Source organism: Pseudomonas sp. PWP3-1b2 (assembly GCF_049896045.1).
Taxonomy (GTDB): domain Bacteria; phylum Pseudomonadota; class Gammaproteobacteria; order Pseudomonadales; family Pseudomonadaceae; genus Aquipseudomonas; species Aquipseudomonas antarctica_B.
The window spans coordinates 1-23,224 of record NZ_JAFCTN010000065.1 but is presented as its reverse complement, the minus strand read 5'-3'; the positions used below and the strand labels follow the sequence as shown (position 1 = coordinate 23,224).

Sequence of the window (23,224 nt, the reverse complement as noted above, 5' to 3'; positions counted from 1 at the left end):
CTTCTGACCGAGTACAACTTCAATACCTCCACACACTGTTGAGCTTCTCTGTGGGAGCTGGCTTGCCTGCGATGCAGACACCTCGGTACCTCAGGCAAACCGAGTTGATGCCATCGCAGGCAAGCCAGCTCCCACAACAGCCAGCGCCGCTGTAAGAGCGGAACCCTACTCAGCCGTTACCGCAACGGATATGTACCCAAAAAAACCACAACACAACTCACCCAGCCTTACGTTCTTGCGCTCGCCCCACCGAACACACTTCATCCAAAAACTTCACCACGGTCCCCATGCACGCCTGGCGCTCTTCTACATGGGGCATGTGGCTGGAGTCTTCAAACAACGCCCAGCGTACGTCAGCAATCTCATCAAGAAACGGCTTCACCACCAACGGCGTGGCCTCGTCATGGCGCCCGGAAATCACCAGTGTCGGCACGTTGACTGCCGATAAGCGGCCAATCACGTTCCAGTCTTTCAAGCTGCCGATCACGTGAAACTCGGTCGGCCCGCTCATGGCGTGGTACACCGTGGGGTCTGCGTCCACGGCGGCAAAGGTGCGTGCCACTTCTTCCGGCCACGGATTGACGCGGCACACGTGCTGGTCATAAAAAATCCGCGACGCGGCCAGGTATTCAGGGTTTTGGTAGTCGCCCGTCTCTTCGTACTTGAGCAGCGTTTCATGCACACCTTCGGGCAACAATTTGCGCAGGCGGTTGGCCTCGCTGACCCACGTGCGCATGCACGTTGGGGAGTTGGCCGGGATAAACGCGCGCAGGCCCTTGGGTTGCAGAATGGCGTGCTCGCTGCCGAGCATGCCGCCCCAGGATTGCCCGAGGATCGCGTAGTTATCACTGATGTGCAGGTGGTCCAGCAGGTTGTTCAATTCTTCAAGGAACAGGCCTACGGTCCAGAAGGATGGGGCTTTTTCCGGCAGGTGCGTGGAGCGGCCGTTGCCCAGTTGGTCGTAGTGAATCACCGCATGGCCGCTGGCGGCGACGTCCTTGAAGGCGTCGACGTAGTCATGGGTGCAACCCGGGCCGCCGTGGATGATCACCAACGGAGTACGGCCGCTGGCCAGGTCGCCGGTGACGCGGTACCAGGTCTGGTAGGCGCCAAACGCCGCATAGCCTTCGCGGATCTTTTCGATGAATTCCATTTCGTGCCCTGCTCTGAAAAAAAGGATCAGGGACACGATAATCGGCGGGGGAAATTTAGGTAACTAGCAAAACAGCTAGGTTTTACCGACGCTCAATCTTCGAGCAGGCGGTAATGGGTGGCGCGTACCACGGCCTGAACACGATTTTTGGCACCCAGTTTGTGCATCGCTGAGGCCAGGTGCAGGGTGACCACTGCCAGGGAGCGGCTCAACTGCGTGGCGATGTCGGCGGCGGTCAGGCCGTCGGCGGCCCATTTAAGGCATTCGCGCTCGCGCTTGGTCAGGTGAATATGCGGGTAGGTGCGTAGCTCTTTGCTGAACAACGGGTAGGCCGCTTCCTGCAACGCGTGGGTAATCAGGCTGAAATCAGCAAGGGTGTGCTGCGCATCCTTCAATACTGTTTGCGCCTTGCCGGTGCGCAGGCCGGTCAGGGAGGCGAAACCACCGCGCGGCAGGTGGATGGGCACGCTGACGCCGCAGGTTAATTGGCGTTCATGCAGATAAGAGGACACCGGCGCGTGGCACGGGTCGATGATCTTTTGCAGCGCAGTCTCGGCCTTTGCCTCGTAGGACCATACGAACGGCGACACCGTGCTCAGGGCCAGGTGCTGCACTGGATCGATCTGGTAAAACCCTTCGCTGCACCATAAGGCGTGCCAGTCGGTGGGGGTGTTACGCAGTTCCAGCACCGAAGGCGTGATAAGGGCGCCGTCATGGTCGATCGGCACCGGGGTGTAGTCGTACACCAGCGCATCGAAGCCCAACTGCTGGGCGAGGATATACGTATTGTCCATCTGCTCATCCAGGCTCCTGCCCGGCATGAGACGGCTATTGAAGGCAGTTAGCTTGGCCAGCATCCGTTCTGCTCCCGAATTCATTTGAATCTCGACTTGCGGCAAGTAGAATGCCACGCCCCGGCGAAGGACTGCCAGGCCAAACCTATAAGAAATACTAGGTTATGGACGCACGGCATCCTCGGTAGTGTTGGCCTGATAAACGGCCGCTGCCTGCCAGGCCGATACAACACAAGGAATGTATGCATGTGGCGTGAAATTGCCCCCGACCAGCAATACAACGTGACAGTCGACGGCCATAACCTCGTGGTCTACAGCTTTGGCGAGGGCGATGAGGTGCTGCTGTGTCTCAACGGCGGGCCGGGCCTGCCGTGTGACTACTTGCGCGACGCCCATGGCTGGCTCAAGGACCATAACCTGCGAGTGGTTGCATTCGACCAGCTTGGCACCGGCGCATCAGCCAGACCGACCGACGTTTCGCTGTGGGAAATCGGCCGTTATGTCGAAGAAGTCGAAACCGTGCGCCAAGCCCTGGGCCTGGGCCGCGTGCATTTGCTGGGGCATTCCTGGGGCGGCTGGCTCGGTATCGAGTACGCCATCCATTACCCCGACGCGCTGAAAAGCCTGATCCTGGAAAACACCGTCGGCGACATTCCGCACCTTTCTCAAGAACTCGAACGCCTGCGCGGCGCCCTCGGCAGCGAAACCGTGGCCATGATGCAGCGCCACGAAGCCATGGGCACGCTTGATCACCCGCAGTACCAGGCCGCCATTACCTTGCTCAACTATCGCCACGTCTGCCGCCTGGACGAGTGGCCCGCGCCGGTCAAACGTTCTCTCGATGACTGGAACATGGGCCCATACGAAACCATGCAAGGCCCCAACGAATTCCTCTACATCGGCAACCTCAAGGACTGGAACCGCCTCAAGGAGATGGCCGAGTTCAAGATGCCGATGCTGATCACCACCGGGCAGCACGACGAACTCACTCCGGCCTGCGCCCAGCGCATGAAACTGGCGACCAAGCACGCCGAACTGCACGTGTTTCCCAACAGCAGCCACATGCCATTTTATGAGGAGCCCCAAGCGTACTTCCCGGTGCTGCTGGACTTCCTCGCGCGTCACCGGGGCTGACGGATGAACCTGGCGCGTTATCGTTTTGTGCTGTCCCGGCCGCTGCAATTGCTGCCGGTGCTGTTTGGCATCAGCCTGATCACCTTTGTGCTGGTGCGCTCGATTCCCGGCGACCCGGCGCGTGCGCTGCTGGGGGCGCGCAGCACGCCGGACGCCTTGCTGAAAATCCGCGCCCAGTACGGCCTCGACCAGCCTCTGTGGCTGCAATATTTCTACTTCCTCAAGAACCTGCTCAAGGGCGATCTCGGCCAATCACTGCTTTATAAAGTCGACGCCTTGAAACTCATCGTCACCCGCATCGAGCCGACCCTGGTGTTGGTGCTCGGCAGCGTGGTGCTGGCGCTGTTGATCGCGGTGCCGCTGGCCACGGTGGCCGCGCGCAATAAAGGCGGCTGGGCGGACAATTTGATCCGCGTGTTCACCACAGTCGGCCTGGGCATGCCGGCGTTTTGGCTGGGCTTGATGCTGATTCTGTTGCTGAGTGTGCAGTGGGGCTTGTTCCCGGTGTCCGGTTACGGACGCACTGTTATCGACAAGGCCCATCACATGGTGCTGCCGTGCCTGACCATCGCGTTGGCGCTCTCGGCGGTGCTGGTGCGCAACTTGCGCGCAAGCATGTTGATGGAATTGCAGGCTGACCACGTCACCGCTGCGCGGGCGCGCGGGTTGTCGGAGGCCGCCGTGTTCCGCCGCCATGTGCTGCCCAACTCTTTGGTGCCGGCGGTCAACCTGCTGGCGGTGAATATTGGCTGGCTGATCAGCGGCACGGTGGTGATCGAAAGCCTGTTCGCCATTCCCGGCATCGGCCAGTTGCTGGTGCGCGGGATCTTCACGCGCGATTACATGGTGGTTCAAGGCGTAGCGATGGTGCTGGCCTGCGCGACCGTGGTGGTGAACTTCCTGGCTGATGTGGCAACGGTCGCCCTGGACCCGCGAGTGAAAATGCAATGAGCACGCGCCCATTGAATGCACCCTGGCGTTTGCGCCTGCGGTTTGGTTTTCGCAACGGTCGACTGACGGCAGCGTGGGGCGTTTTGATCCTCTTCGCGTGGTTCGCTCTGGCGCTGTTCGCGCCGTGGGTCGCGCCCTATGACCCCATTGCGCAGAACACCGATTTTAATTTGTTGGCGCCCAGTTTCGCCCATCCATTCGGCACCGATAACTACGGCCGGGATATTCTTTCGAGGGTGATCTGGGGCGCGCGGATTGACCTGCAATTGGCCGTGATTGGCGTGATTTTTCCGTTCATGATCGGCACCTTCGTTGGCGCCGTGTCCGGCTACATTGGCGGGCGTTTCGACAGCTTCTGCATGCGCGTGATCGACGTGATCCTGGCCTTTCCGTTTCTGGTGCTGATGCTGGCGATCATGACCATCCTCGGGCCGGGCTTGAAGAGTTTTTATATCGCCATGGCGCTGGTGGGCTGGGTCTCGTATGCGCGGCTGATCCGCTCGCAGATCCTGGTGCTCAAGGAGAGCGAATTTGCCCTGGCCGCCAAGAGCCTGGGCTTCGGCCATGGGCGCATTCTGTTCAGGCATTTGTTACCGAATGCGATGTTTGGCTCGATAGTGTTTTCCATGTCTGACGCGGTGCTGGTGCTGCTCAATGGCGCCGCCGTGAGCTACCTGGGCCTGGGCGTGCAACCGCCGACGGCCGAGTGGGGGACGATGGTCGCCGAAGGGCAAGCGTTCATCACCACTGCGTGGTGGATCTGCACCTTTCCGGGCCTGGCCATTGTGACCCTGGCCATGGGTTTCAGCCTGCTCGCCGATGGTGTCGCGCAAGTGCTGGGGGATCGCGTATGAGCCTGCTGCAAGTGCGCGACCTCAGCGTGATCGCCAATAACACCGGGCGCGATATCACCCTGGTTGACCGCGTGTCCTTCGACCTTGCCGAAGGTGAAATTCTTGGCCTGGTCGGCGAGAGCGGTTCGGGCAAGACCCTGGCGTGTCGCGGGTTGATGCGGTTGTTGCCTTCGCAGCATCTGCGGGTGCAGGGCGGTTCTGTGCACCTGGCCGGTAAAGACTTGTTGCAGTTGGATGAGGCCGGTATGCGCGCGGTGCGTGGCGGCCAACTGGGCATGATTTTCCAGAACTCCAGCAGCCACCTCGACCCCTTGATGCGCATCGGTGACCAGATCGCCGAGGGCATTCGTTTGCATCAAGGTGCGTCGAAAAAAGACGCGCGCCTGCAAGCCATTGATGTGCTGCGTCAGGTCGGCATTCCCGACCCGCAGGCGCGGGTCGACAATTACCCCCATGAGTTTTCCGGCGGCATGCGTCAACGCGCGATGATCGCTGTGGCGTTGGGCTGCAACCCTAACGTGTTGATCGCCGACGAGCCAACCACGGCGCTGGACGTGACGGTGCAGGCGCAAATCCTGCGCCTGTTGCTGGATTTGCGCGACACGCGCGGCCTGTCGATCATCATGATCACCCACGACCTCGGCGTGGTGGCGCAAACCTGTGATTCCATCGCCGTGATGTACGCCGGGCGCCTGTGCGAGCACGGCAGCAAGTACGACTTGCTCGCTCATCCGCAGCACCCGTACACCGCTGGCCTGATCGATTGCCAGCCCGCCCGCAGCAGCGGTCACGCCTTGCTGCGCACTATCCCCGGCCAACCGCCGTTGCTGGATGCGTTGCCCGCCGGCTGCCGCTTTAATCCGCGCTGCCCGCAGGTGGGTGCGCTGTGCACGCAGGTGCTGCCGGAAGGCACGCGCGTGGCTTGCCACTATCCGTTGGGAGCGCAGCCATGAGCCTGTTGCAAATCAAGGATCTGGAGGTGCGCTTTGCTGCCGCTGGCACAGGTTTTTTCGGCCTGAACAAACAGTGGGTGAGGGCGGTGAACGGCGTGTCGCTGAACCTGGCCGCAGGCGAAACCCTGGGACTGGTCGGCGAGTCCGGCAGCGGTAAAAGCACCCTGGGCCGGGCGATTCTTCACCTCAACCCCATCAGCGCCGGGCAGGTGCTGTTCGACGGCATCGACATGGCCCACGCCAGCCCCATCGACATTGCGCGGCTGCGTCACGAAACCGCGATGATATTCCAGGACCCTTACGCCGCGCTGAACCCGCGCCACACCATCGGCGAAACCCTCGCCGAAGTGCTGCGGGTGCAGCGCAAGGTCAGCGCGGAGCAAATCCCGGCGCGGGTGAACGAACTGTTCGACCTGGTGGGCCTGCGCCCCGAATTGGCCACTCGCAAACCCGGCTCCCTCAGCGGCGGCCAGTGCCAGCGCGTCGGCATCGCGCGGGCGCTGGCGGTGGAGCCGCGCTTGATCATCGCCGATGAATGCGTGGCGGCGCTGGATGTGTCGATTCAGGGCCAGATCATCAACCTGCTGCTGGAACTGCAACAGCGCATGAACCTGGCGATCCTGTTTATCGCCCACGACCTGGCCATCGTGCGCCGCCTGTGTGACCGCGTGGCGGTGATGTACCTGGGCAAGATCGTCGAAGAAGGCCCGGTGGAGGCGGTGTTTACCTCGCCGCGTCATCCGTATACGGCGGCGCTGATCGAAGCGATTCCCGAGATTGATCCGCACCGGCCTTTGCCTGCAGAACCTTTGCCCGGTGAGCCGCCGAGCCCGCTGAATTTGCCTGCTGGCTGCGCCTTTCACCCGCGTTGTCGGCATGCGCGGCCGATGTGTTCCGTGGTGTTGCCGCCTACCCATTTTCTGCACGAGCATCGGTACAGTTGCGTGCTTGAAGAACCCCTGCTTAACCCACTTCTGCCATTCATGAACAAGGAGTTATGACATGCAATCGCGCCACTTGAAGTTACTCGCCGCCGCCACGCTCACCGCGTGGTCGCTGACCGCAGGTTTGGCCCAGGCTGCCGGTGTCCTGACCATCGGCTGCCGTGAAGACAGCACCACATTCGACCCGATCAAAAGCGCGCAGAACCGCGACACCTGGGTGTTCGCCAACGTCTACGACACCCTGGTGCGCGTGGATAACCTGGGCACCAAGATGGAACCGGGCCTGGCGCAAAGCTGGGATATTTCCAAGGATGGCCTGACTTACACCTTCAAGCTGCGTGACGCGAAGTTCTCTGACGGCTCGGCGATCACTGCTGAGGATGCGGCGTTCAGCCTGTTGCGTATTCGTGACAACAAGGCCTCGCTGTGGAGTGACCCGTTCAGCTTGATCGATACTGCCAAGGCGGCTGACCCGCAAACCCTGGTGGTCACCCTGAAAACCCCGGCGGTAGCCTTCCTCTCGCAATTGGCGTCGCCGACGGTGTCTATCCTGTCGGAAAAAGCCATGACCAAAATGGGCGAAGACGCCTACTCGGAAAACCCGGTGACGTCCGGCGCGTTTACCGTTGAGGAATGGCGCAAGGGTGACCGCGTTATCCTCAAGAAGAACCCGAACTTCTGGCAGGCCAAAAACGTCAGCCTGGATGGCGTGGAGTGGGTCTCGGTGACTGACGACAACACGCGCATGCGCATGGTGCAGAACAACGAACTCGACACCGCGATTTTCGTGCCGTTTTCCCGGGTTGAAGAGCTGAAGAAAGACAAGAACGTGGTGATCCACTCCGACCCGTCGACCCGCGAAGATCACCTGCTGATCAACCACGCCCACGGCCTGCTCGCCAAGAAAGAAGTGCGCGAGGCGCTGGACATGGCCATCGACAAACAATCACTGGTCAAGACCGCCACTTACGGTCAAGGCACCGTGGCTTATTCCTACATTCCGAAGGGCTCGCTGTACCACTACGCCAACAACCTGCAACGCCCGTATGACCCGACCGCCGCGAAGAAGCTGCTGGAAGAGGCTGGCGCCAAGGACTTGAAGCTCAATTACGTGGTAAACGCCGGCAACGAAGCCGACGAGCAGATTGCGGTGATCATCAAGGATCAACTGGCCAAGGTCGGCGTGACTGCCAACCTGCAAAAGGTCGACCCGACCCAGAGCTGGCAGATGCTGGTGGACGGTGAATATGATATTTCGGTGATGTACTGGACCAACGATATTCTTGATCCGGACCAGAAAACCACCTTCGTGCTGGGCCACGACACCAACCAGAACTACATGACCCGTTACAAGAACGACAAGGTCAAGGAACTGGTGGCCGCCGCACGGATCGAGGCTGACCCGGCCAAGCGTGAGCAGATGTATGTTGAATTGCAGAAACTGGCGAAACAGGACGTGAACTGGATTGATCTGTACTACAGCCCGTACATCAACATCTCACGCAAGAACGTGAGTAACTTCCTGCAAAACCCGCTGGGGCGTTTTACCCTGGAAGAAGTGGTGAAAAACTAAGCCTGTAAACCCGGCGTGGGACAAGACCTTTGGAGAGCGGGCTTGTTGTGGCAAGCCCGCTCGCCACAACAAGCCAGCTCCCACATAAACCTGGTTTCACAGTTTGTTTCTGTGGTGTCACGGGTTACTGCGCGTCGAATGCCTGGCCGTTGATGCCAGCACTGTCCGGGCCCATGAGGTACAGGTACACGGGCATGATCTCTTCCGGCGCTGGCCTTTCCATCGGGTTTTCCCCCGGATACGCCTGCGCCCGCATGCTGGTGCGCGTGCCGCCTGGGTTGATGCTGTTGGAGCGTACCGACGCCACATCCTCCAGCTCATCGGCCAGGGTTTGCATCAAACCCTCCGTCGCAAACTTCGACACCCCATAAGCGCCCCAATACGCCCGCCCCTTGCGCCCGACGCTGCTGGAAGTGAACACCACCGACGCATCCTGGGACAGCTTCAGCAGTGGCAGCAGAGTGCTGGTGAGCATGAACATCGCGTTGACGTTGACGTGCATCACGCGCATGAAATTCTCGCCGGACAACTGCTCGATCGGCGTACGCGGGCCGATGATCGAGGCGTTGTGCAGCAGGCCGTCGAGGTGGCCGAATTCTTTTTCGATCATCGCTGCCAGCTCATCATATTGATGGGGCAGGGCGGTCTCCAGGTTGAACGGAATCACCACCGGTTGTGGGTGGCCGGCGGCTTCGATTTCGTCGTACACCTGAGCCAGGTTGGCTTCGGTCTTGCCCAGCAACAGCACGGTGGCGCCATGGGCGGCATAGGTTTTCGCCGCCGCCGCGCCAATCCCGCGACCGGCGCCGGTCACCAGGATGACCCGGTCTTTGAGCAGTTCTGGACGTGCGGAGTAATCAAACATAAATAGCCTCGACAGAATTCAAGGTGATACAGCTCTCAATATGGAATCCAATCCCTGTGGGAGCTGGCTTGCCTGCGATAGCGGTTATCCAGTCCCATCGGCAGTGGCTGACCTACCGCTATCGCAGGCAAGCCAGCTCCCACATTGACCTCGGTGTGGATGAGGTCACTGACCCATCAGCAACTGCACAGCGCGCTATCCAGCACCTTGCGCAATTCCAGCGGATGGTCCACCACCACATCGGCGCCCCAGTTGCGTGGGTTATCGTCCGGGTGAATGTAGCCGAACGTGACCGCAGCAGTGCGAGTGCCGGCGTCGCGGCCGGACTCGATGTCGCGCAGGTCGTCGCCCACGAACAGCACGCTGGCAGGGTCGAGGTTGAGCATCTTGCACGCCAGGATCAACGGCTCCGGGTCTGGCTTGCTGTTCTTCACATGGTCCGGGCAGATCAGCAGCGCCGAGCGCTCGGCCAGGCCCAACTGCTGCATGATCGGCTCGGCAAAGCGCAGCGGCTTGTTGGTGACCACGCCCCATACCAGGTTGGATTTCTCGATGTCCGCCAGCAATTGCGCCATGCCGTCGAACAGTTTGCTGTGAATCGCGCAGCCCTTGAGGTAGCGCTCGAGGAATTCCTGGCGCAGCGCTTCAAAGCCTGGGGATTCGGGGTCCATCGAGAAGGTCACGGCCACCATTGCCCGCGCGCCACCGGAGATTTCATCACGGATGTGCTGCGGGTTGATCGGTTCCAGGCCACGGTCGGCACGCATGGCCTGGCAGATGGCGATAAAGTCCGGAGCGGTGTCCAGCAGGGTGCCGTCCATATCGAAGAGAACTGCTCGCAACTTCACAGGCTTACTCCTCGCGCAGGGTTTGGATCATGTAGTTGACGTCGACGTCGCTGGCCAGCTTGTAGTGCTTGGTCAGCGGGTTGTAGGTCAGGCCGATGATGTCTTTGACGGTCAGCCCGGCCTGACGGCTCCAGGCGCCCAGTTCGCTTGGGCGGATGAATTTCTTGAAGTCGTGGGTGCCGCGCGGCAGCAACTTCATGATGTATTCAGCGCCGATGATGGCGAACAGGTAAGCCTTCGGGTTGCGGTTGATGGTGGAGAAGAACACCTGGCCGCCGGGCTTGACCATACGGAAGCAAGCGCGGATCACCGAGGACGGGTCCGGCACGTGTTCAAGCATCTCAAGGCAGGTGACCACGTCGAACTGCTCGGGCATCTCTTCAGCCAGGTCTTCGGCGGTGATCTGGCGGTATTCCACGCTCACGCCGGATTCCAGCTGATGCAGTTGCGCCACGGCCAGCGGCGCTTCGCCCATGTCGATACCCATCACGGTGGCGCCGCGCTGGGCCATGGCTTCGCTGAGGATGCCGCCGCCGCAACCGACGTCCAGCACCTTCTTGCCAGCCAGGTTGACGCGCTCGTCAATCCAGTTGACCCGCAGCGGATTGATGTCGTGCAGCGGTTTGAATTCGCTTTCACGGTCCCACCAGCGGTGGGCCAGGGCTTCGAATTTGGCGATTTCGGCGTGGTCGACGTTGCTCATGGTGAATCCTCTAAATCTGATAAATCGGTGTGTCAGCCCTGAACGTGCCCGTTCAACGCCGTCGTTAGTCGCTTTGCCCGCTGATGCGTTGGCCCCAGGCAATGGCCGTGGCGGTCAACTGTTGTTCATCCATGCGGGTCAATTGCCGGTCGTCGAGCAACTGCTTGCCGGCGACCCAAAGGTGTTTCACGCAATCGCGTCCGGTGGCGTATATAAGTTGTGAGACCGGATCGTAGATCGGTTGTTGCGCCAGCCCCGACAAATCAAAGGCGACGATGTCGGCGGCCTTGCCAACCTCCAGCGAGCCAATCTCGCTTTCCAGGCCCATGGCGCGCGCACCGTTGAGCGTAGCCATGCGCAGGGCGCGGTGGGCGTCCAGAGCGGTGGCCGAGCCAGCGACGGCCTTGGCCAGCATCGCGGCGGTGCGGGTTTCGCCCAGCAGGTCGAGGTCATTGTTGCTGGCGGCGCCGTCGGTGCCGATGGCCACATTGACCCCAGCCTGCCACAGACGCTCCACCGGGCAAAAGCCGCTGGCCAGTTTCAGGTTCGATTCCGGGCAATGAATGATGCTGGTGTTGCTTTCTACCAGCAAAGCCAGGTCATCCTCGCTGATTTGGGTCATATGAACGGCCTGGAAGCGCGGGCCCAGCAGCCCGAGTCGACCCAGGCGCGCCAATGGGCGCTCACCGGTCTGTTCGACGGCTTGTTGCACTTCAAAGGCGGTTTCGTGCACGTGCATATGGATGGACGCGTCCAGTTCTTCGGCGATCACGCGGATCTTCTCCAGGTTTTCATCGCACACGGTATAGGGCGCGTGGGGGCCGAAGGTGATCTTGATGCGCGGGTGGTGCTTGAGGTCGCCGAACAGCTCGACGCCCTGGCGGATCGCCTCATCCGGCGTGCTGGCGCCGGGGATCGGGAAGTCGAGGATCGGAATTGCGATTTGCGCGCGCATGCCGCTGTTGTGCACGCAGTCGCTGGCGACCTTGGGGTAGAAATACATGTCGCAGAAGCAGGTGATGCCGCCTTTCAACTGCTCGGCGATGGCCAGGTCAGTGCCGTCGCGCACGAAGGCTTCATCGACCCATTTGGCCTCGGCGGGCCAGATGTGTTTTTCCAGCCAGGTCATCAGCGGCAAATCATCGGCCAGACCGCGAAACAGGCTCATCGCCGCGTGACCATGGGCGTTGATCAGGCCGGGGCTGAGCAGCATGCCCGGCAGCTCGCGCACCTCGGTCGCCGCCAGCTTGAGGGCCGCAGCCCGTGGGCCGATGAAGGCGATGCGCCCATCACGAATGCCCAGGCCGTGCTCCTTGAGCACCACACCGGCAGGTTCGACAGGTACCAGCCAGGTGGGCAGCAGCAACACGTCGAGCGGGGCGGCAGTGGAGGTCATCGCAGGCTTCTTCCCGGGCAGCTATAAAAAGAAGGGCGAAGTATACCCGAGCGTCCCCGCTGGCGGATCGCTATAATCGGCGGCTTTTGTTCATGAGTGCGGGGTTAGGGATGCGCGACCGACTGTTGGCTGCAGAGAAAGTGAAGGCCATCGATTGGCGGGATGGCGCGCTGCACCTGCTCGATCAGCGTGCCTTGCCGTCCCGGGAAAGCTGGGTGGCCTGCTCCACGGTGGAGGAGGTAGCAGCAGCGATTCGCGCGATGGTGGTACGTGGCGCGCCGGCTATCGGCATCAGCGCAGCTTATGGCCTGGTGCTTGCCGCCCGCGAGCGCATCGCCGAGGGCGGTGACTGGCAGGCGGCGTGGGAAGAAGACTACGCATTGCTGGCTGATTCCCGCCCCACCGCGTCGAACCTGTTCTGGGCGCTGAAGCGTATGCGCGACCGCCTGGACCGCGTTAAAAAGCACGCCGACCCGTTGGCCGTGCTGGAAGCCGAGGCGATTGCGATCCATGAGAGTGATCGGGAGGCCAACCTGACGATGGCGCAGTTGGGCGTCGAGTTGATCCGCAAGCACCAGGGCAATGCCCAGGCGATCCTGACCCACGGCAATGCGGGCGCGCTGGCGACGGGCGGCGTGGGCACGGCCCTTGGGGTGATTCGCGCGGCGTTTCTTGAAGGCATGGTTGAGCAGGTCTACGCCAACGAAACCCGCCCGTGGCTGCAAGGTTCGCGGCTGACGGCGTGGGAGCTGGCGGGCGAGGGCATTCCGGTGACGGTGAATGCCGACTCGGCTGGCGCCCATGTCCTCAAGACCAAAGGGGTAACGTGGGTAATCGTCGGGGCCGACTGCATTGCGGCCAACGGTGATGTGATCGGTAAAATTGGCACCTATCAGCTGGCTGTGTGCGCCATGCACCATGGCGTGCGCTTTATGGTGGTGGCGCCGAGTTCGACCCTCGATCTGATGATGGCCACTGGCGATGACGTGGCCCTGGAAGAACGCGATGCGGGTGAGTTGCTGGAAGTTGCAGGCCAGCGATTTGCCGCTGATGTAAGTGCGTACAACCCGGTGTTTGATGTGACCCCGGCTGACTTGATTGATGTGATCGTGACCGAGCGGGGCATTGTGGAGCGGCCGGATACGGCTAAATTGGCCAGGTTGATGTGCCGTAAGCGCTTGCATTGAGGGCTTTGGCGCCTGGGGGATCGCTATCGCAGGCAAGCCAGCTCCCACACTAGGGTGATCGCAATTCAACATGTGGGAGCGGGCTTGCCCGCGATTGGCCTGTAAAGTCAACAAAACCCTCGGATTTGCCCTCAAAAAATAGCACCCAGCCACCTCTGAGCCCCTCTCGTCCCCCTCAAGCCTGTCATCCGTCAAATTACTAGCCTCCATGCGCATCAGGGGGATAGGTGCGTGGCGGCGATTGTGATAACATCCGGCGGTTTCCAGGGTCGCCCCGAGGGGCTGCCTGTAACGTGCAGATCCGTGTCATAACTCGTTGATTTGTCGTAAGTCGTTGTCAGGCACTCTGCCGGCAGCGGCGAGCTTCGTTCGTCCCATATGGATGTGACGAGGTTTCACCCGAAAAAGGAATCAGGCTTCTCATGGGCGAACTGGCCAAAGAAATCCTCCCGGTCAATATCGAAGACGAGCTGAAACAGTCCTACCTCGACTACGCAATGAGCGTAATTGTCGGTCGGGCACTGCCTGATGCGCGCGATGGCTTGAAGCCCGTGCACCGGCGTGTGCTGTTCGCGATGAGCGAGCTGGGTAACGACTGGAACAAGCCGTACAAGAAATCTGCCCGTGTTGTCGGTGACGTGATCGGTAAGTATCACCCTCACGGTGACACTGCGGTGTACGACACCATCGTTCGGATGGCCCAGCCGTTTTCCTTGCGCTACCTGTTGGTAGACGGCCAGGGTAACTTCGGTTCGGTCGACGGCGACAACGCTGCGGCCATGCGATACACCGAAGTGCGCATGACCAAGCTGGCGCACGAGCTGCTGGCTGACCTGCACAAAGAAACTGTGGACTGGGTGCCGAACTACGACGGCACCGAAATGATCCCGGCCGTCATGCCAACCCGTATTCCCAACCTGCTGGTCAACGGCTCCAGCGGTATCGCCGTGGGCATGGCCACCAACATCCCGCCACACAACCTCGGTGAAGTCATCGACGGTTGCCTGGCCCTCATCGACAACCCTGAGTTGACCATCGATGAGCTGATGCAATACATCCCCGGCCCGGACTTCCCGACCGCCGCGATCATCAACGGTCGCGCCGGCATCATCGAAGCCTACCGCACTGGTCGCGGCCGCATTTACATGCGTGCCCGCTCGATGATCGAAGACATCGACAAGGTCGGTGGCCGTCAGCAGATCGTCATCACCGAGCTCCCTTACCAGCTGAACAAGGCGCGTCTGATCGAAAAGATCGCCGAGCTGGTTAAAGAGAAGAAGCTGGAAGGCATCACCGAGCTGCGCGACGAGTCCGACAAAGACGGTATGCGCGTGGTGATCGAGCTGCGCCGTGGCGAAGTGCCTGAGGTGATCCTCAACAACCTCTACGCCCAGACCCAGCTGCAAAGCGTGTTTGGTATCAACGTTGTGGCACTGATCGACGGCCGCCCGCGCATCCTGAACCTCAAGGATCTGCTGGAAGCCTTCGTGCGTCACCGCCGCGAAGTGGTGACCCGCCGTACCGTGTTCGAACTGCGCAAGGCCCGCGAACGCGGCCACATCCTGGAAGGTCAGGCTGTTGCGCTGTCGAACATCGACCCGGTTATCGCCCTGATCAAAGCCTCGCCGACCCCGTCGGAAGCGAAAGAAGCGCTGATCAAGATGCCGTGGGAATCCAGCGCCGTGGTGGCGATGGTTGAACGTGCCGGCGCCGACTCGTGCCGCCCGGAGACCCTGGACCCGCAATACGGTCTGCGCGATGGCAAATACTTCCTGTCGCCGGAACAGGCCCAGGCCATCCTGGAACTGCGCCTGCACCGCCTGACCGGTCTGGAGCACGAGAAACTGCTGGCCGAGTACCAGGAGATTCTCAACCAGATCGGCGAGCTGATCCGCATCCTCAATAGCGCTGTGCGCCTGATGGAAGTGATCCGCGAAGAGCTGGAAGTGATCCGCGCCGAATACGGCGACGTGCGCCGCACTGAAATTCTCGATGCGCGCCTCGACCTGACCCTGGGTGACATGATCCCGGAAGAAGAACGTGTGGTGACCATCTCCCACGGCGGCTACGCCAAGACCCAGCCATTGGCTGCGTACCAGGCCCAGCGTCGTGGTGGTAAAGGTAAATCGGCTACTGGCGTCAAGGATGAGGACTACATCGCTCACCTGCTGGTCGCCAACAGCCACACCACCCTGCTGCTGTTCTCCAGCAAAGGCAAAGTGTACTGGCTGAAAACCTACGAAATTCCGGAAGCCTCCCGCGCTGCCCGTGGTCGTCCACTGGTCAACCTGCTGCCGCTGGACAGTGATGAATACATCACCACCATGCTGCCGGTCGACGAGTACACCGAAGGTCACTTCATCTTCATGGCGACCGCCAAAGGCACCGTGAAGAAGACCCCGCTGGAATCCTTCAGCCGTCAACGCAGCGTGGGCCTGATCGCCCTGGAGCTGGACGAAGGCGACGTACTGATCAGCGCTGCCATCACCGATGGCGAGCGTGAAGTCATGCTGTTCTCCGACGGCGGCAAAGTAACGCGCTTCAAGGAATCCGACGTGCGTGCCATGGGCCGTACCGCCCGTGGTGTGCGCGGCATGCGTCTGCCGGAAGGCCAGAAGCTGATTTCGATGCTGATCCCGGAAGAAGGCAGCCAGATCCTTACTGCTTCTGCGCGTGGCTACGGCAAACGTACCTCGATCACCGAGTTCCCGGAGTACAAGCGTGGCGGCCAGGGCGTTATTGCCATGGTCAGCAACGATCGCAACGGCCGTCTGGTCGGCGCGGTGCAGGTGCTGGATGGCGAGGAGATCATGCTGATTTCCGACCAGGGCACCCTGGTACGTACCCGAGTGGCTGAAGTGTCGAGCCTGGGCCGTAACACTCAAGGCGTGACCTTGATCAAGCTGGCCAAGGACGAAAAACTGGTCGGCCTGGAACGTGTTCAGGAACCGTCAGAAGTTGAAGGCGAGGAGCTGGAAGGTGAGGAGTTTGAAGGCGAGGTGATCGCAACGGGCGATGACAGCGTCGACGAGCCAACCCTCGATGCTGCCGCAGACGAAGAAGAACCGCAGGAATAAGCGGACACACAGGGGGCGGATGAAGATTCGCCCCCTTGTTGTTTGTCCCTTATGAAATAACGCCTCCTTTGGCTGGATGCGGTCAATGTGGGAGCTGGCTTGCCTGCGATGGCAGCGCCGCGGTATCACGGTGTTACCGAGGCGCCCCTATCGCAGGCAAGCCAGCTCCCGCAAGGGTTCGCTCCAGGAAAAGGTTGTTGCCGAACATGATTGCAGCCCCACCAGATCAGAGTGAGATTGGATGTGAGCAAGAGAGCCTATAACTTCTGTGCCGGTCCCGCGGCGCTTCCTGAAGCAGTCCTGCAGCGTGCGCAGGGTGAACTCCTCGACTGGCATGGAAAAGGCCTCTCCGTGATGGAAATGAGCCATCGCAGCGATGAGTTCGTGTCCATTGCCACCAAGGCCGAGCAGGACCTGCGCGACTTGCTGGGCATCCCGTCCAATTACAAAGTGCTGTTCCTGCAAGGCGGCGCGAGCCAGCAGTTCGCCCAGATTCCGCTGAACCTGCTGCCGGAAGACGGCACGGCTGACTATATCGATACCGGTATCTGGGGGCAGAAGGCCATTGAAGAGGCCTCCCGTTACGGCAACGTCAACGTGGCGGGCACTGCCAAGCCTTACGACTACTTCGCGATTCCGGGTCAGAACGAGTGGAAGCTGTCGAAGGGCGCCGCTTACGTTCACTACGTGGCGAACGAAACCATCGGCGGCCTGGAATTTGATTGGGTGCCACAAGTGGGCGACGTTCCGTTGGTGTGCGACATGTCCTCGGACATCCTCTCGCGCCCGATCGACGTGTCCAAATACGGCATGATCTACGCCGGTGCACAGAAGAACATCGGCCCGAGCGGCATTCTGGTCAACATCATCCGTGAAGACCTGCTCGGTCGCGCCCGTTCGCTGTGCCCGACCATGCTCAACTACAAGGTCGCGGCCGACAATGGCTCGATGTACAACACCCCGCCCGCATTCGCCTGGTATCTTTCCGGCCTGGTCTTCGAGTGGCTGAAAGAGCAGGGCGGCGTGGCTGCCATGGGCAAGCTCAACGAAGTGAAGAAGCGCACCCTGTACGACTTCATCGACGCCAGCGGCCTGTACAGCAACCCGATCAACCTCACGGATCGCTCGTGGATGAACGTGCCGTTCCGCCTGGCGGACGACCGTTTGGACAAGCCGTTCCTGGCCGGTGCCGACGAGCGCGGCCTGCTGAACCTCAAGGGCCACCGTTCGGTCGGTGGCATGCGCGCCTCCATCTACAACGCTGTCGACATCAACGCGATCAACGCGCTGATTTCCTACATGGCGGAGTTCGAAAAGGAACACGGCTAATGTCTGAGCATGAACTCAAGGCCCTGCGCGTACGCATCGACAGCCTGGACGAAAAGGTCCAGGAACTGATCAGTGAGCGCGCTCGGTGCGCCCAGGAAGTGGCACGGGTGAAGATGGCGTCCCTGGCTGAAGGCGAAGTGCCGGTTTTTTACCGGCCTGAGCGTGAGGCCCAGGTGCTCAAGCGCGTGATGGAGCGCAACCGGGGCCCGCTGGGTAACGAGGAGATGGCGCGGCTGTTCCGTGAAATCATGTCCTCGTGCCTGGCGCTGGAGCAGCCGCTGAAAGTGGCTTACCTTGGCCCGGAAGGCACGTTCACCCAAGCGGCGGCCATGAAGCATTTCGGTCACGCGGTGATCAGCAAGCCAATGGCGGCGATCGACGAAGTGTTCCGTGAAGTGGCAGCCGGTGCAGTGAATTTTGGCGTGGTACCGGTGGAAAACTCCACCGAAGGCGCGGTCAACCACACGCTGGACAGCTTCCTTGAGCACGACATGGTGATCTGCGGCGAAGTCGAGCTGCGTATTCATCACCATCTGTTGGTGGGCGAAAGCACCAAGACCGACAGCATCAGCCGCATCTACTCCCACGCTCAGTCCCTGGCCCAGTGCCGCAAGTGGCTGGACGCGCATTACCCGAATGTGGAGCGCGTGGCGGTGTCCAGCAACGCCGAGGCCGCCAAGCGGGTCAAGGGTGAGTGGAATTCGGCGGCGATTGCCGGTGATATGGCAGCGGGCCTGTACGGCCTGACGCGCCTGGCCGAGAAAATCGAGGACCGCCCGGACAACTCCACGCGTTTCTTGATGATCGGCAGCCAGGAAGTGCCGCCGACCGGCGACGACAAGACCTCGATCATTGTTTCCATGAGCAACAAGCCCGGCGCGCTGCATGAGCTGCTGGTGCCGTTCCACGATAACGGGATAGACCTGACGCGAATCGAAACGCGCCCTTCGCGCAGCGGTAAATGGACCTATGTGTTCTTTATCGACTTCATCGGCCATCACCGCGACCCGCTGGTTAAAGGTGTGCTGGAGCAAATCAGTCAGGAAGCCGTGGCACTTAAAGTGCTGGGCTCTTACCCGAAAGCGGTTTTGTGAGGCTTTAACATGAGTGGCAACTTCCTCGCCCTGGCTCAGCCGGGCGTGCAACAACTGTCGCCTTACGTTCCAGGTAAGCCTGTGGATGAACTGGCGCGCGAGTTGAACCTGGACCCGAAGCACATCGTCAAGCTGGCCAGCAACGAAAATCCGTTGGGCCCGAGCCCGAAGGTGTTGGCGGCGATTCGTGAAGAGTTGGCCGAGTTGACGCGTTACCCGGACGGCAACGGTTTTGCCCTCAAGTCCCTGCTGGCAGAAAAATGCCGCGTTGAGCTGAACCAGGTCACCCTGGGTAATGGTTCCAACGACATTCTTGAGCTGGTCGGCCGTGCTTACCTGGCGCCGGGCCTGAATGCGGTGTTCAGCGAGCACGCGTTCGCTGTCTATCCCATCGTCACTCTGGCAGTCGGCGCTGATGCGCACGTTGTTCCTGCCAGGGAGTGGGGTCATGACTTGCCGGCCATGCTGGCGGCCATCGACGCGCAAACCCGCGTGGTGTTTATTGCCAACCCGAACAACCCGACCGGCACCTGGTTCGACGCCCAGGCGCTGAACGACTTCCTGCAGGATGTGCCGGAGCATGTGCTGGTGGTGCTGGATGAGGCCTACATCGAGTACGCCGAAGGCAGCGATCTGCCGGACGGCCTGGACTTCCTCGCGGCCTACCCGAACCTGCTGGTATCGCGCACATTCTCCAAGGCGTATGGCCTGGCGTCGTTGCGGGTTGGCTACGGCTTGTCCAGCGCAGTAGTGGCCGATGTGCTGAACCGCGTTCGTCAACCGTTCAACGTCAACAGCCTTGCCTTGGCGGCGGCGTGCGCGGCGGTACAGGATGCCGAATACCTGGAAGAAGGTCGTCGCATCAACGAAACCGGCATGTTGCAACTGCAGGAAGGTTTCCGTGAATTGGGCCTGGGCTGGATTCCGTCCAGGGGCAACTTCATCTGTGTCGACCTCGGCCAAGAGGCGGCTCCGGTTTTCCAGGGCCTGCTGCACGAAGGTGTAATTGTGCGTCCGACCGCCAACTATGGCATGCCGAACCACCTGCGCATCACTATCGGTCTGCCGGCTGAAAACGCCCGCTTCCTGGAGGCGCTGGCCAAGGTTCTGGCTCGTGGTTGATGTCACTGCATTGCAACCTGCTGTGCCTATGATCGGTCGCCTGGTGGTGGTGGGTCTGGGGTTGATCGGCGGCTCCTTCGCCAAAGGCCTGCGTGAAAGTGGGCTGTGTGGCGAAGTGGTCGGTGTGGACCTGGACCCGCAATCGCGCCAATTGGCGGTTGAGTTGGGGGTGGTGGATCGCTGTGAGGCAGACCTGGCGCTCGCGTGCCAGGGCGCTGATGTGATCCAGTTGGCGGTGCCGATCCTGGCCATGGAGAAATTGCTCGGGTTGTTGGCGGGCATGGACCTTGGCCAGGCGATTCTGACGGACGTCGGTAGCGCGAAGGGCAACGTGGTGCGTGCGGCGCAATTGGCGTTTGGCGGTATGCCGGCGCGTTTTGTGCCCGGCCACCCAATCGCGGGCTCCGAGCAGAGCGGGGTCGAAGCGTCGAATGCGCAACTGTTCCGTCGCCATAAAGTGATTTTGACGCCGCTCGAACAAACGGACCCCTCAGCATTGGCCGTGGTGGATCGTCTTTGGCGCGAGCTGGGGGCGGATGTGGAGCATATGCAGGTGGAGCGCCACGATGAAGTGCTGGCGGCGACCAGCCATTTGCCGCACCTGCTGGCCTTTGGTCTGGTGGATTCCCTGGCCAAGCGCAACGAGAACCTCGATATCTTCCGTTACGCCGCTGGTGGCTTTCGCGATTTCACGCGGATTGCCGGCAGCGACCCGGTGATGTGGCACGACATCTTCCTCGCCAATCGTGAGGCCGTGTTGCGCACCCTGGACACCTTCCGTAGCGACCTCGACGCCTTGCGCGACGCAGTCGATGCCGGCGATGGCCATCAATTATTGGGCGTGTTCACCCGTGCGCGGGTGGCGCGTGAACATTTCAGCAAGATCCTGGCTCGCCGGGCCTATATGGAAACCGCAGTGAGCGCTGATGACCTGACGTTCCTCGCCAACCCCGGCGGCCGCTTGAGCGGACGTATCCGGGTGCCGGGCGACAAGTCGATCTCTCATCGTTCGATCATGCTGGGCTCGTTGGCCGAAGGCATCACCGAGGTCGAAGGTTTTCTGGAGGGCGAAGATGCCCTGGCGACCTTGCAGGCGTTTCGCGACATGGGCGTGGTGATTGAAGGCCCGCACCATGGGCGCGTCACCATTCATGGCGTGGGCTTGCACGGCTTGAAGCCAGCGCCGGGGCCGATCTACCTGGGTAATTCCGGTACGTCGATGCGCCTGTTGTCCGGCCTGCTGGCGGCACAACGTTTTGACAGCGTGCTGACTGGCGACGCGTCTCTATCCAAGCGCCCGATGAACCGCGTGGCCGTGCCGCTGCGGGAAATGGGCGCTGTGATCGAAACCGCGCCGGACGGGCGTCCACCGCTGACCATTCGGGGCGGGCAAGCGCTCAAGGGTCTTGCCTATTCGATGCCAATGGCGAGCGCGCAGGTTAAATCCTGCCTGTTGCTGGCGGGTTTGTATGCCGAGGGCAAGACATCGGTGACCGAGCCTGCGCCGACCCGTGACCATACCGAGCGCATGTTGCGCGGCTTTGGTTATCCGGTCGCCGTGGAGGGCGCGACGGCGTCGGTGGAGTCTGGCCACGCGCTGGCGGCGGCCCATATCGAAGTGCCGGGGGATATTTCGTCTTCAGCGTTTTTTCTGGTGGCGGCATCGATTGCCGAGGGCTCCGAGCTGTTGCTGGAGCATGTCGGCATTAACCCGACACGCACCGGTGTCATCGATATTCTGCGGCTGATGGGCGCGGACATTACCCTGGAGCATCAGCGCGAAGTGGGCGGTGAGCCTGTCGCGGACGTGCGGGTGCGTGCGGCGAGGCTTAAGGGAATCGAGATTCCCGAGGCGTTGGTGCCACGGGCTATTGACGAGTTTCCGGTGCTGTTCGTTGCCGCTGCGTGTGCCGAGGGGCGAACCGTGCTGCGGGGCGCGCAAGAGCTGCGGGTCAAGGAGTCTGACCGCATTCAGGTCATGGCCGATGGTCTGTTGGCGCTGGGCGTGAAGTGTGAACCGACAGCCGATGGGATTATCATTGACGGTGGCCTGATCGGCGGCGGCGAGGTGCATGCCAGCGGCGATCACCGGATTGCCATGGCGTTCAGCGTGGCTTCCCTGCGGGCGACGGCGCCGATTCGTATCCGTGATTGCGCCAATGTTGCTACATCTTTTCCGAATTTTCTTACACTGTGTGCCCACGTTGGCATCCGTGTTGCCCAAGAGGCTCAATTGTGAATATCAAAGCACCGGTGATTACCATCGACGGGCCAAGCGGCTCGGGCAAAGGCACGATCGCCGGCATTCTGGCCAAGCGCCTTGGCTGGTGCCTGCTCGACTCCGGCGCGCTGTATCGCCTGCTGGCATTTGCCGCACGCAACCATGGCGTCGACCTGACCAATGAAGAATCCCTGAAGCTGCTGGCGGCGCACCTTGATGTGCAGTTCGTCGGGGCGACGGAAGGTCATCCCCAACGCATCATTCTCGAAGGTGACGACGTGACCGATGACCTGCGCAATGAGCAAGTCGGTTCCTGGGCCTCCCAGGTCGCCGCGCTGCCGGCCGTGCGTGACGCATTGCTGCAGCGCCAGCGAGCGTTTCAGGAGCCGCCGGGCCTGGTGGCTGATGGCCGCGATATGGGCACGGTGGTGTTTCCGGAAGCGCCGCTGAAGATTTTCCTGACCGCCAGCGCCGAGGAGCGTGCTCGCCGCCGTTACTTGCAGTTGAAGGGCAAAGTCGATGGTGTTAGTCTGTCGAGTCTGCTAGATGAGATCCGTGCACGCGATGAGCGTGATACCCAGCGTGCGGTAGCCCCGCTCAAGCCGGCGGCTGACGCCATACAGCTGGATTCCACGGAGTTGTCCATCGAGCAGGTGCTGGAACGCATTCTGAGTGAAATCGCCATTCGCGATATCGCCGGGTGACAAAGAAGGCTGCAGGGGACCAGTCATAGTCCTGTAGTGCTTCTTTTAATTGAAACTGACCCACACCGTCTGGGGTGTGGAGATGGGCGGATTCTTCGCCCTTATCAACAGGAATTAAAATGAGCGAAAGCTTTGCGGAACTCTTTGAAGAAAGCCTAAAAACCCTGAACCTTCAGGCTGGCTCCATCATCACCGGTGTTATCGTTGATATCGATTACCAAGCTCGCTGGGTAACCGTTCACGCTGGTCTGAAGTCTGAAGCTCTGATCCCGCTGGAACAGTTCTACAACGATGCTGGTGACCTGACTAAGATCGGAAGAGC

Annotated in this window: 19 protein-coding genes and 1 pseudogene; 14 read left to right on the top strand and 6 right to left on the bottom strand. The window is 61.0% G+C overall.

Annotated features, from left to right (window positions below):
• Positions 1-217: 217 nt before the first annotated feature.
• Both ACP7A2_RS26000 and ACP7A2_RS25995 read right to left on the bottom strand, forming a co-directional pair.
• Positions 218-1,153 (bottom strand): proline iminopeptidase-family hydrolase, encoded by a 936-nt coding sequence (locus tag ACP7A2_RS26000; RefSeq protein WP_348062160.1) that lies wholly within the window; start codon positions 1,151-1,153, stop codon positions 218-220.
• A gap of 92 nt (positions 1,154-1,245) precedes the next feature.
• Positions 1,246-2,010: a LuxR family transcriptional regulator gene (locus ACP7A2_RS25995; RefSeq protein WP_426136649.1), complete on the bottom strand. Its 765-nt coding sequence runs from the start codon at positions 2,008-2,010 to the stop codon at positions 1,246-1,248.
• 183 nt (positions 2,011-2,193) lie between these two features.
• Between ACP7A2_RS25995 and ACP7A2_RS25990 the strand changes: the two genes are divergently transcribed.
• The 6 genes from ACP7A2_RS25990 to ACP7A2_RS25965 are packed head-to-tail and all read left to right on the top strand — an operon-like array spanning position 2,194 to position 8,356.
• A complete protein-coding gene (locus tag ACP7A2_RS25990; protein WP_426136648.1) occupies positions 2,194-3,081 on the top strand; it encodes a proline iminopeptidase-family hydrolase in 888 nt (295 codons plus the stop codon).
• 3 nt (positions 3,082-3,084) lie between these two features.
• Positions 3,085-4,032 carry an ABC transporter permease gene (locus ACP7A2_RS25985; RefSeq protein ID WP_426136647.1) on the top strand — a complete coding sequence of 316 codons (948 nt, stop codon included), beginning with the start codon at positions 3,085-3,087 and terminating at the stop codon, positions 4,030-4,032.
• A complete protein-coding gene (locus ACP7A2_RS25980) occupies positions 4,029-4,886 on the top strand; it encodes an ABC transporter permease (protein ID WP_426136646.1) in 858 nt (285 codons plus the stop codon). Before ACP7A2_RS25985 ends, ACP7A2_RS25980 begins: the two co-directional genes overlap by 4 nt.
• On the top strand, positions 4,883-5,839 hold the full coding sequence (locus ACP7A2_RS25975; RefSeq protein ID WP_426136644.1) for an ABC transporter ATP-binding protein: 957 nt from the start codon (positions 4,883-4,885) through the stop codon (positions 5,837-5,839). Before ACP7A2_RS25980 ends, ACP7A2_RS25975 begins: the two co-directional genes overlap by 4 nt.
• Positions 5,836-6,840, top strand: a complete 1,005-nt coding sequence (locus ACP7A2_RS25970) for an ABC transporter ATP-binding protein (protein ID WP_426136643.1) — start codon at positions 5,836-5,838, stop codon at positions 6,838-6,840. The genes ACP7A2_RS25975 and ACP7A2_RS25970 overlap by 4 nt, the downstream gene beginning before the upstream one ends.
• Before the next feature lies 1 nt (position 6,841).
• Complete coding sequence (locus ACP7A2_RS25965; protein ID WP_426136642.1) at positions 6,842-8,356, top strand: ABC transporter substrate-binding protein; 1,515 nt, start codon at positions 6,842-6,844, stop codon at positions 8,354-8,356.
• Positions 8,357-8,480: 124 nt separating this feature from the next.
• Here ACP7A2_RS25965 and ACP7A2_RS25960 read toward each other — a convergent pair whose 3' ends face one another.
• The 4 genes from ACP7A2_RS25960 to ACP7A2_RS25945 form a co-directional block, all read right to left on the bottom strand.
• The gene (locus ACP7A2_RS25960) at positions 8,481-9,221 is read right to left on the bottom strand and encodes a YciK family oxidoreductase (protein WP_348062372.1); all 741 of its coding nucleotides are present in this window, start codon (positions 9,219-9,221) and stop codon (positions 8,481-8,483) included.
• A gap of 176 nt (positions 9,222-9,397) precedes the next feature.
• On the bottom strand, positions 9,398-10,069 hold the full coding sequence (gene mupP, locus ACP7A2_RS25955; RefSeq protein WP_426136640.1) for an N-acetylmuramic acid 6-phosphate phosphatase MupP: 672 nt from the start codon (positions 10,067-10,069) through the stop codon (positions 9,398-9,400).
• Between the two features lie 4 nt (positions 10,070-10,073).
• Complete coding sequence (gene ubiG / locus ACP7A2_RS25950) at positions 10,074-10,772, bottom strand: bifunctional 2-polyprenyl-6-hydroxyphenol methylase/3-demethylubiquinol 3-O-methyltransferase UbiG (RefSeq protein WP_122305469.1); 699 nt, start codon at positions 10,770-10,772, stop codon at positions 10,074-10,076.
• A 64-nt stretch (positions 10,773-10,836) separates the two neighbouring features.
• Positions 10,837-12,168 carry a TRZ/ATZ family hydrolase gene (locus tag ACP7A2_RS25945; RefSeq protein WP_426136639.1) on the bottom strand — a complete coding sequence of 444 codons (1,332 nt, stop codon included), beginning with the start codon at positions 12,166-12,168 and terminating at the stop codon, positions 10,837-10,839.
• Between the two features lie 110 nt (positions 12,169-12,278).
• On the opposite strand from ACP7A2_RS25945, the gene mtnA reads away from it, so the two are divergent.
• The 8 genes and pseudogenes from mtnA to rpsA form a co-directional block, all read left to right on the top strand.
• Positions 12,279-13,355: an S-methyl-5-thioribose-1-phosphate isomerase gene (gene mtnA, locus ACP7A2_RS25940; protein WP_426136638.1), complete on the top strand. Its 1,077-nt coding sequence runs from the start codon at positions 12,279-12,281 to the stop codon at positions 13,353-13,355.
• Between the two features lie 422 nt (positions 13,356-13,777).
• Positions 13,778-16,432, top strand: a complete 2,655-nt coding sequence (gene gyrA / locus ACP7A2_RS25935) for a DNA gyrase subunit A (RefSeq protein WP_426136637.1) — start codon at positions 13,778-13,780, stop codon at positions 16,430-16,432.
• A gap of 243 nt (positions 16,433-16,675) precedes the next feature.
• Entirely contained in the window at positions 16,676-17,761 is a 1,086-nt protein-coding gene (serC, locus tag ACP7A2_RS25930) for a 3-phosphoserine/phosphohydroxythreonine transaminase (protein WP_426136635.1), read from the top strand.
• Positions 17,761-18,855, top strand: a complete 1,095-nt coding sequence (gene pheA, locus ACP7A2_RS25925) for a prephenate dehydratase (protein ID WP_426136634.1) — start codon at positions 17,761-17,763, stop codon at positions 18,853-18,855. Before serC ends, pheA begins: the two co-directional genes overlap by 1 nt.
• 9 nt (positions 18,856-18,864) lie before the next feature.
• Complete coding sequence (hisC, locus tag ACP7A2_RS25920; RefSeq protein ID WP_426136633.1) at positions 18,865-19,977, top strand: histidinol-phosphate transaminase; 1,113 nt, start codon at positions 18,865-18,867, stop codon at positions 19,975-19,977.
• A 28-nt stretch (positions 19,978-20,005) separates the two neighbouring features.
• Positions 20,006-22,216 carry a bifunctional prephenate dehydrogenase/3-phosphoshikimate 1-carboxyvinyltransferase gene (locus ACP7A2_RS25915; protein WP_426136650.1) on the top strand — a complete coding sequence of 737 codons (2,211 nt, stop codon included), beginning with the start codon at positions 20,006-20,008 and terminating at the stop codon, positions 22,214-22,216.
• Complete coding sequence (gene cmk, locus ACP7A2_RS25910; protein WP_003172653.1) at positions 22,213-22,902, top strand: (d)CMP kinase; 690 nt, start codon at positions 22,213-22,215, stop codon at positions 22,900-22,902. The genes ACP7A2_RS25915 and cmk overlap by 4 nt, the downstream gene beginning before the upstream one ends.
• A gap of 119 nt (positions 22,903-23,021) precedes the next feature.
• Positions 23,022-23,224, top strand: a pseudogene (gene rpsA, locus ACP7A2_RS25905) (30S ribosomal protein S1); the annotation flags it as partial.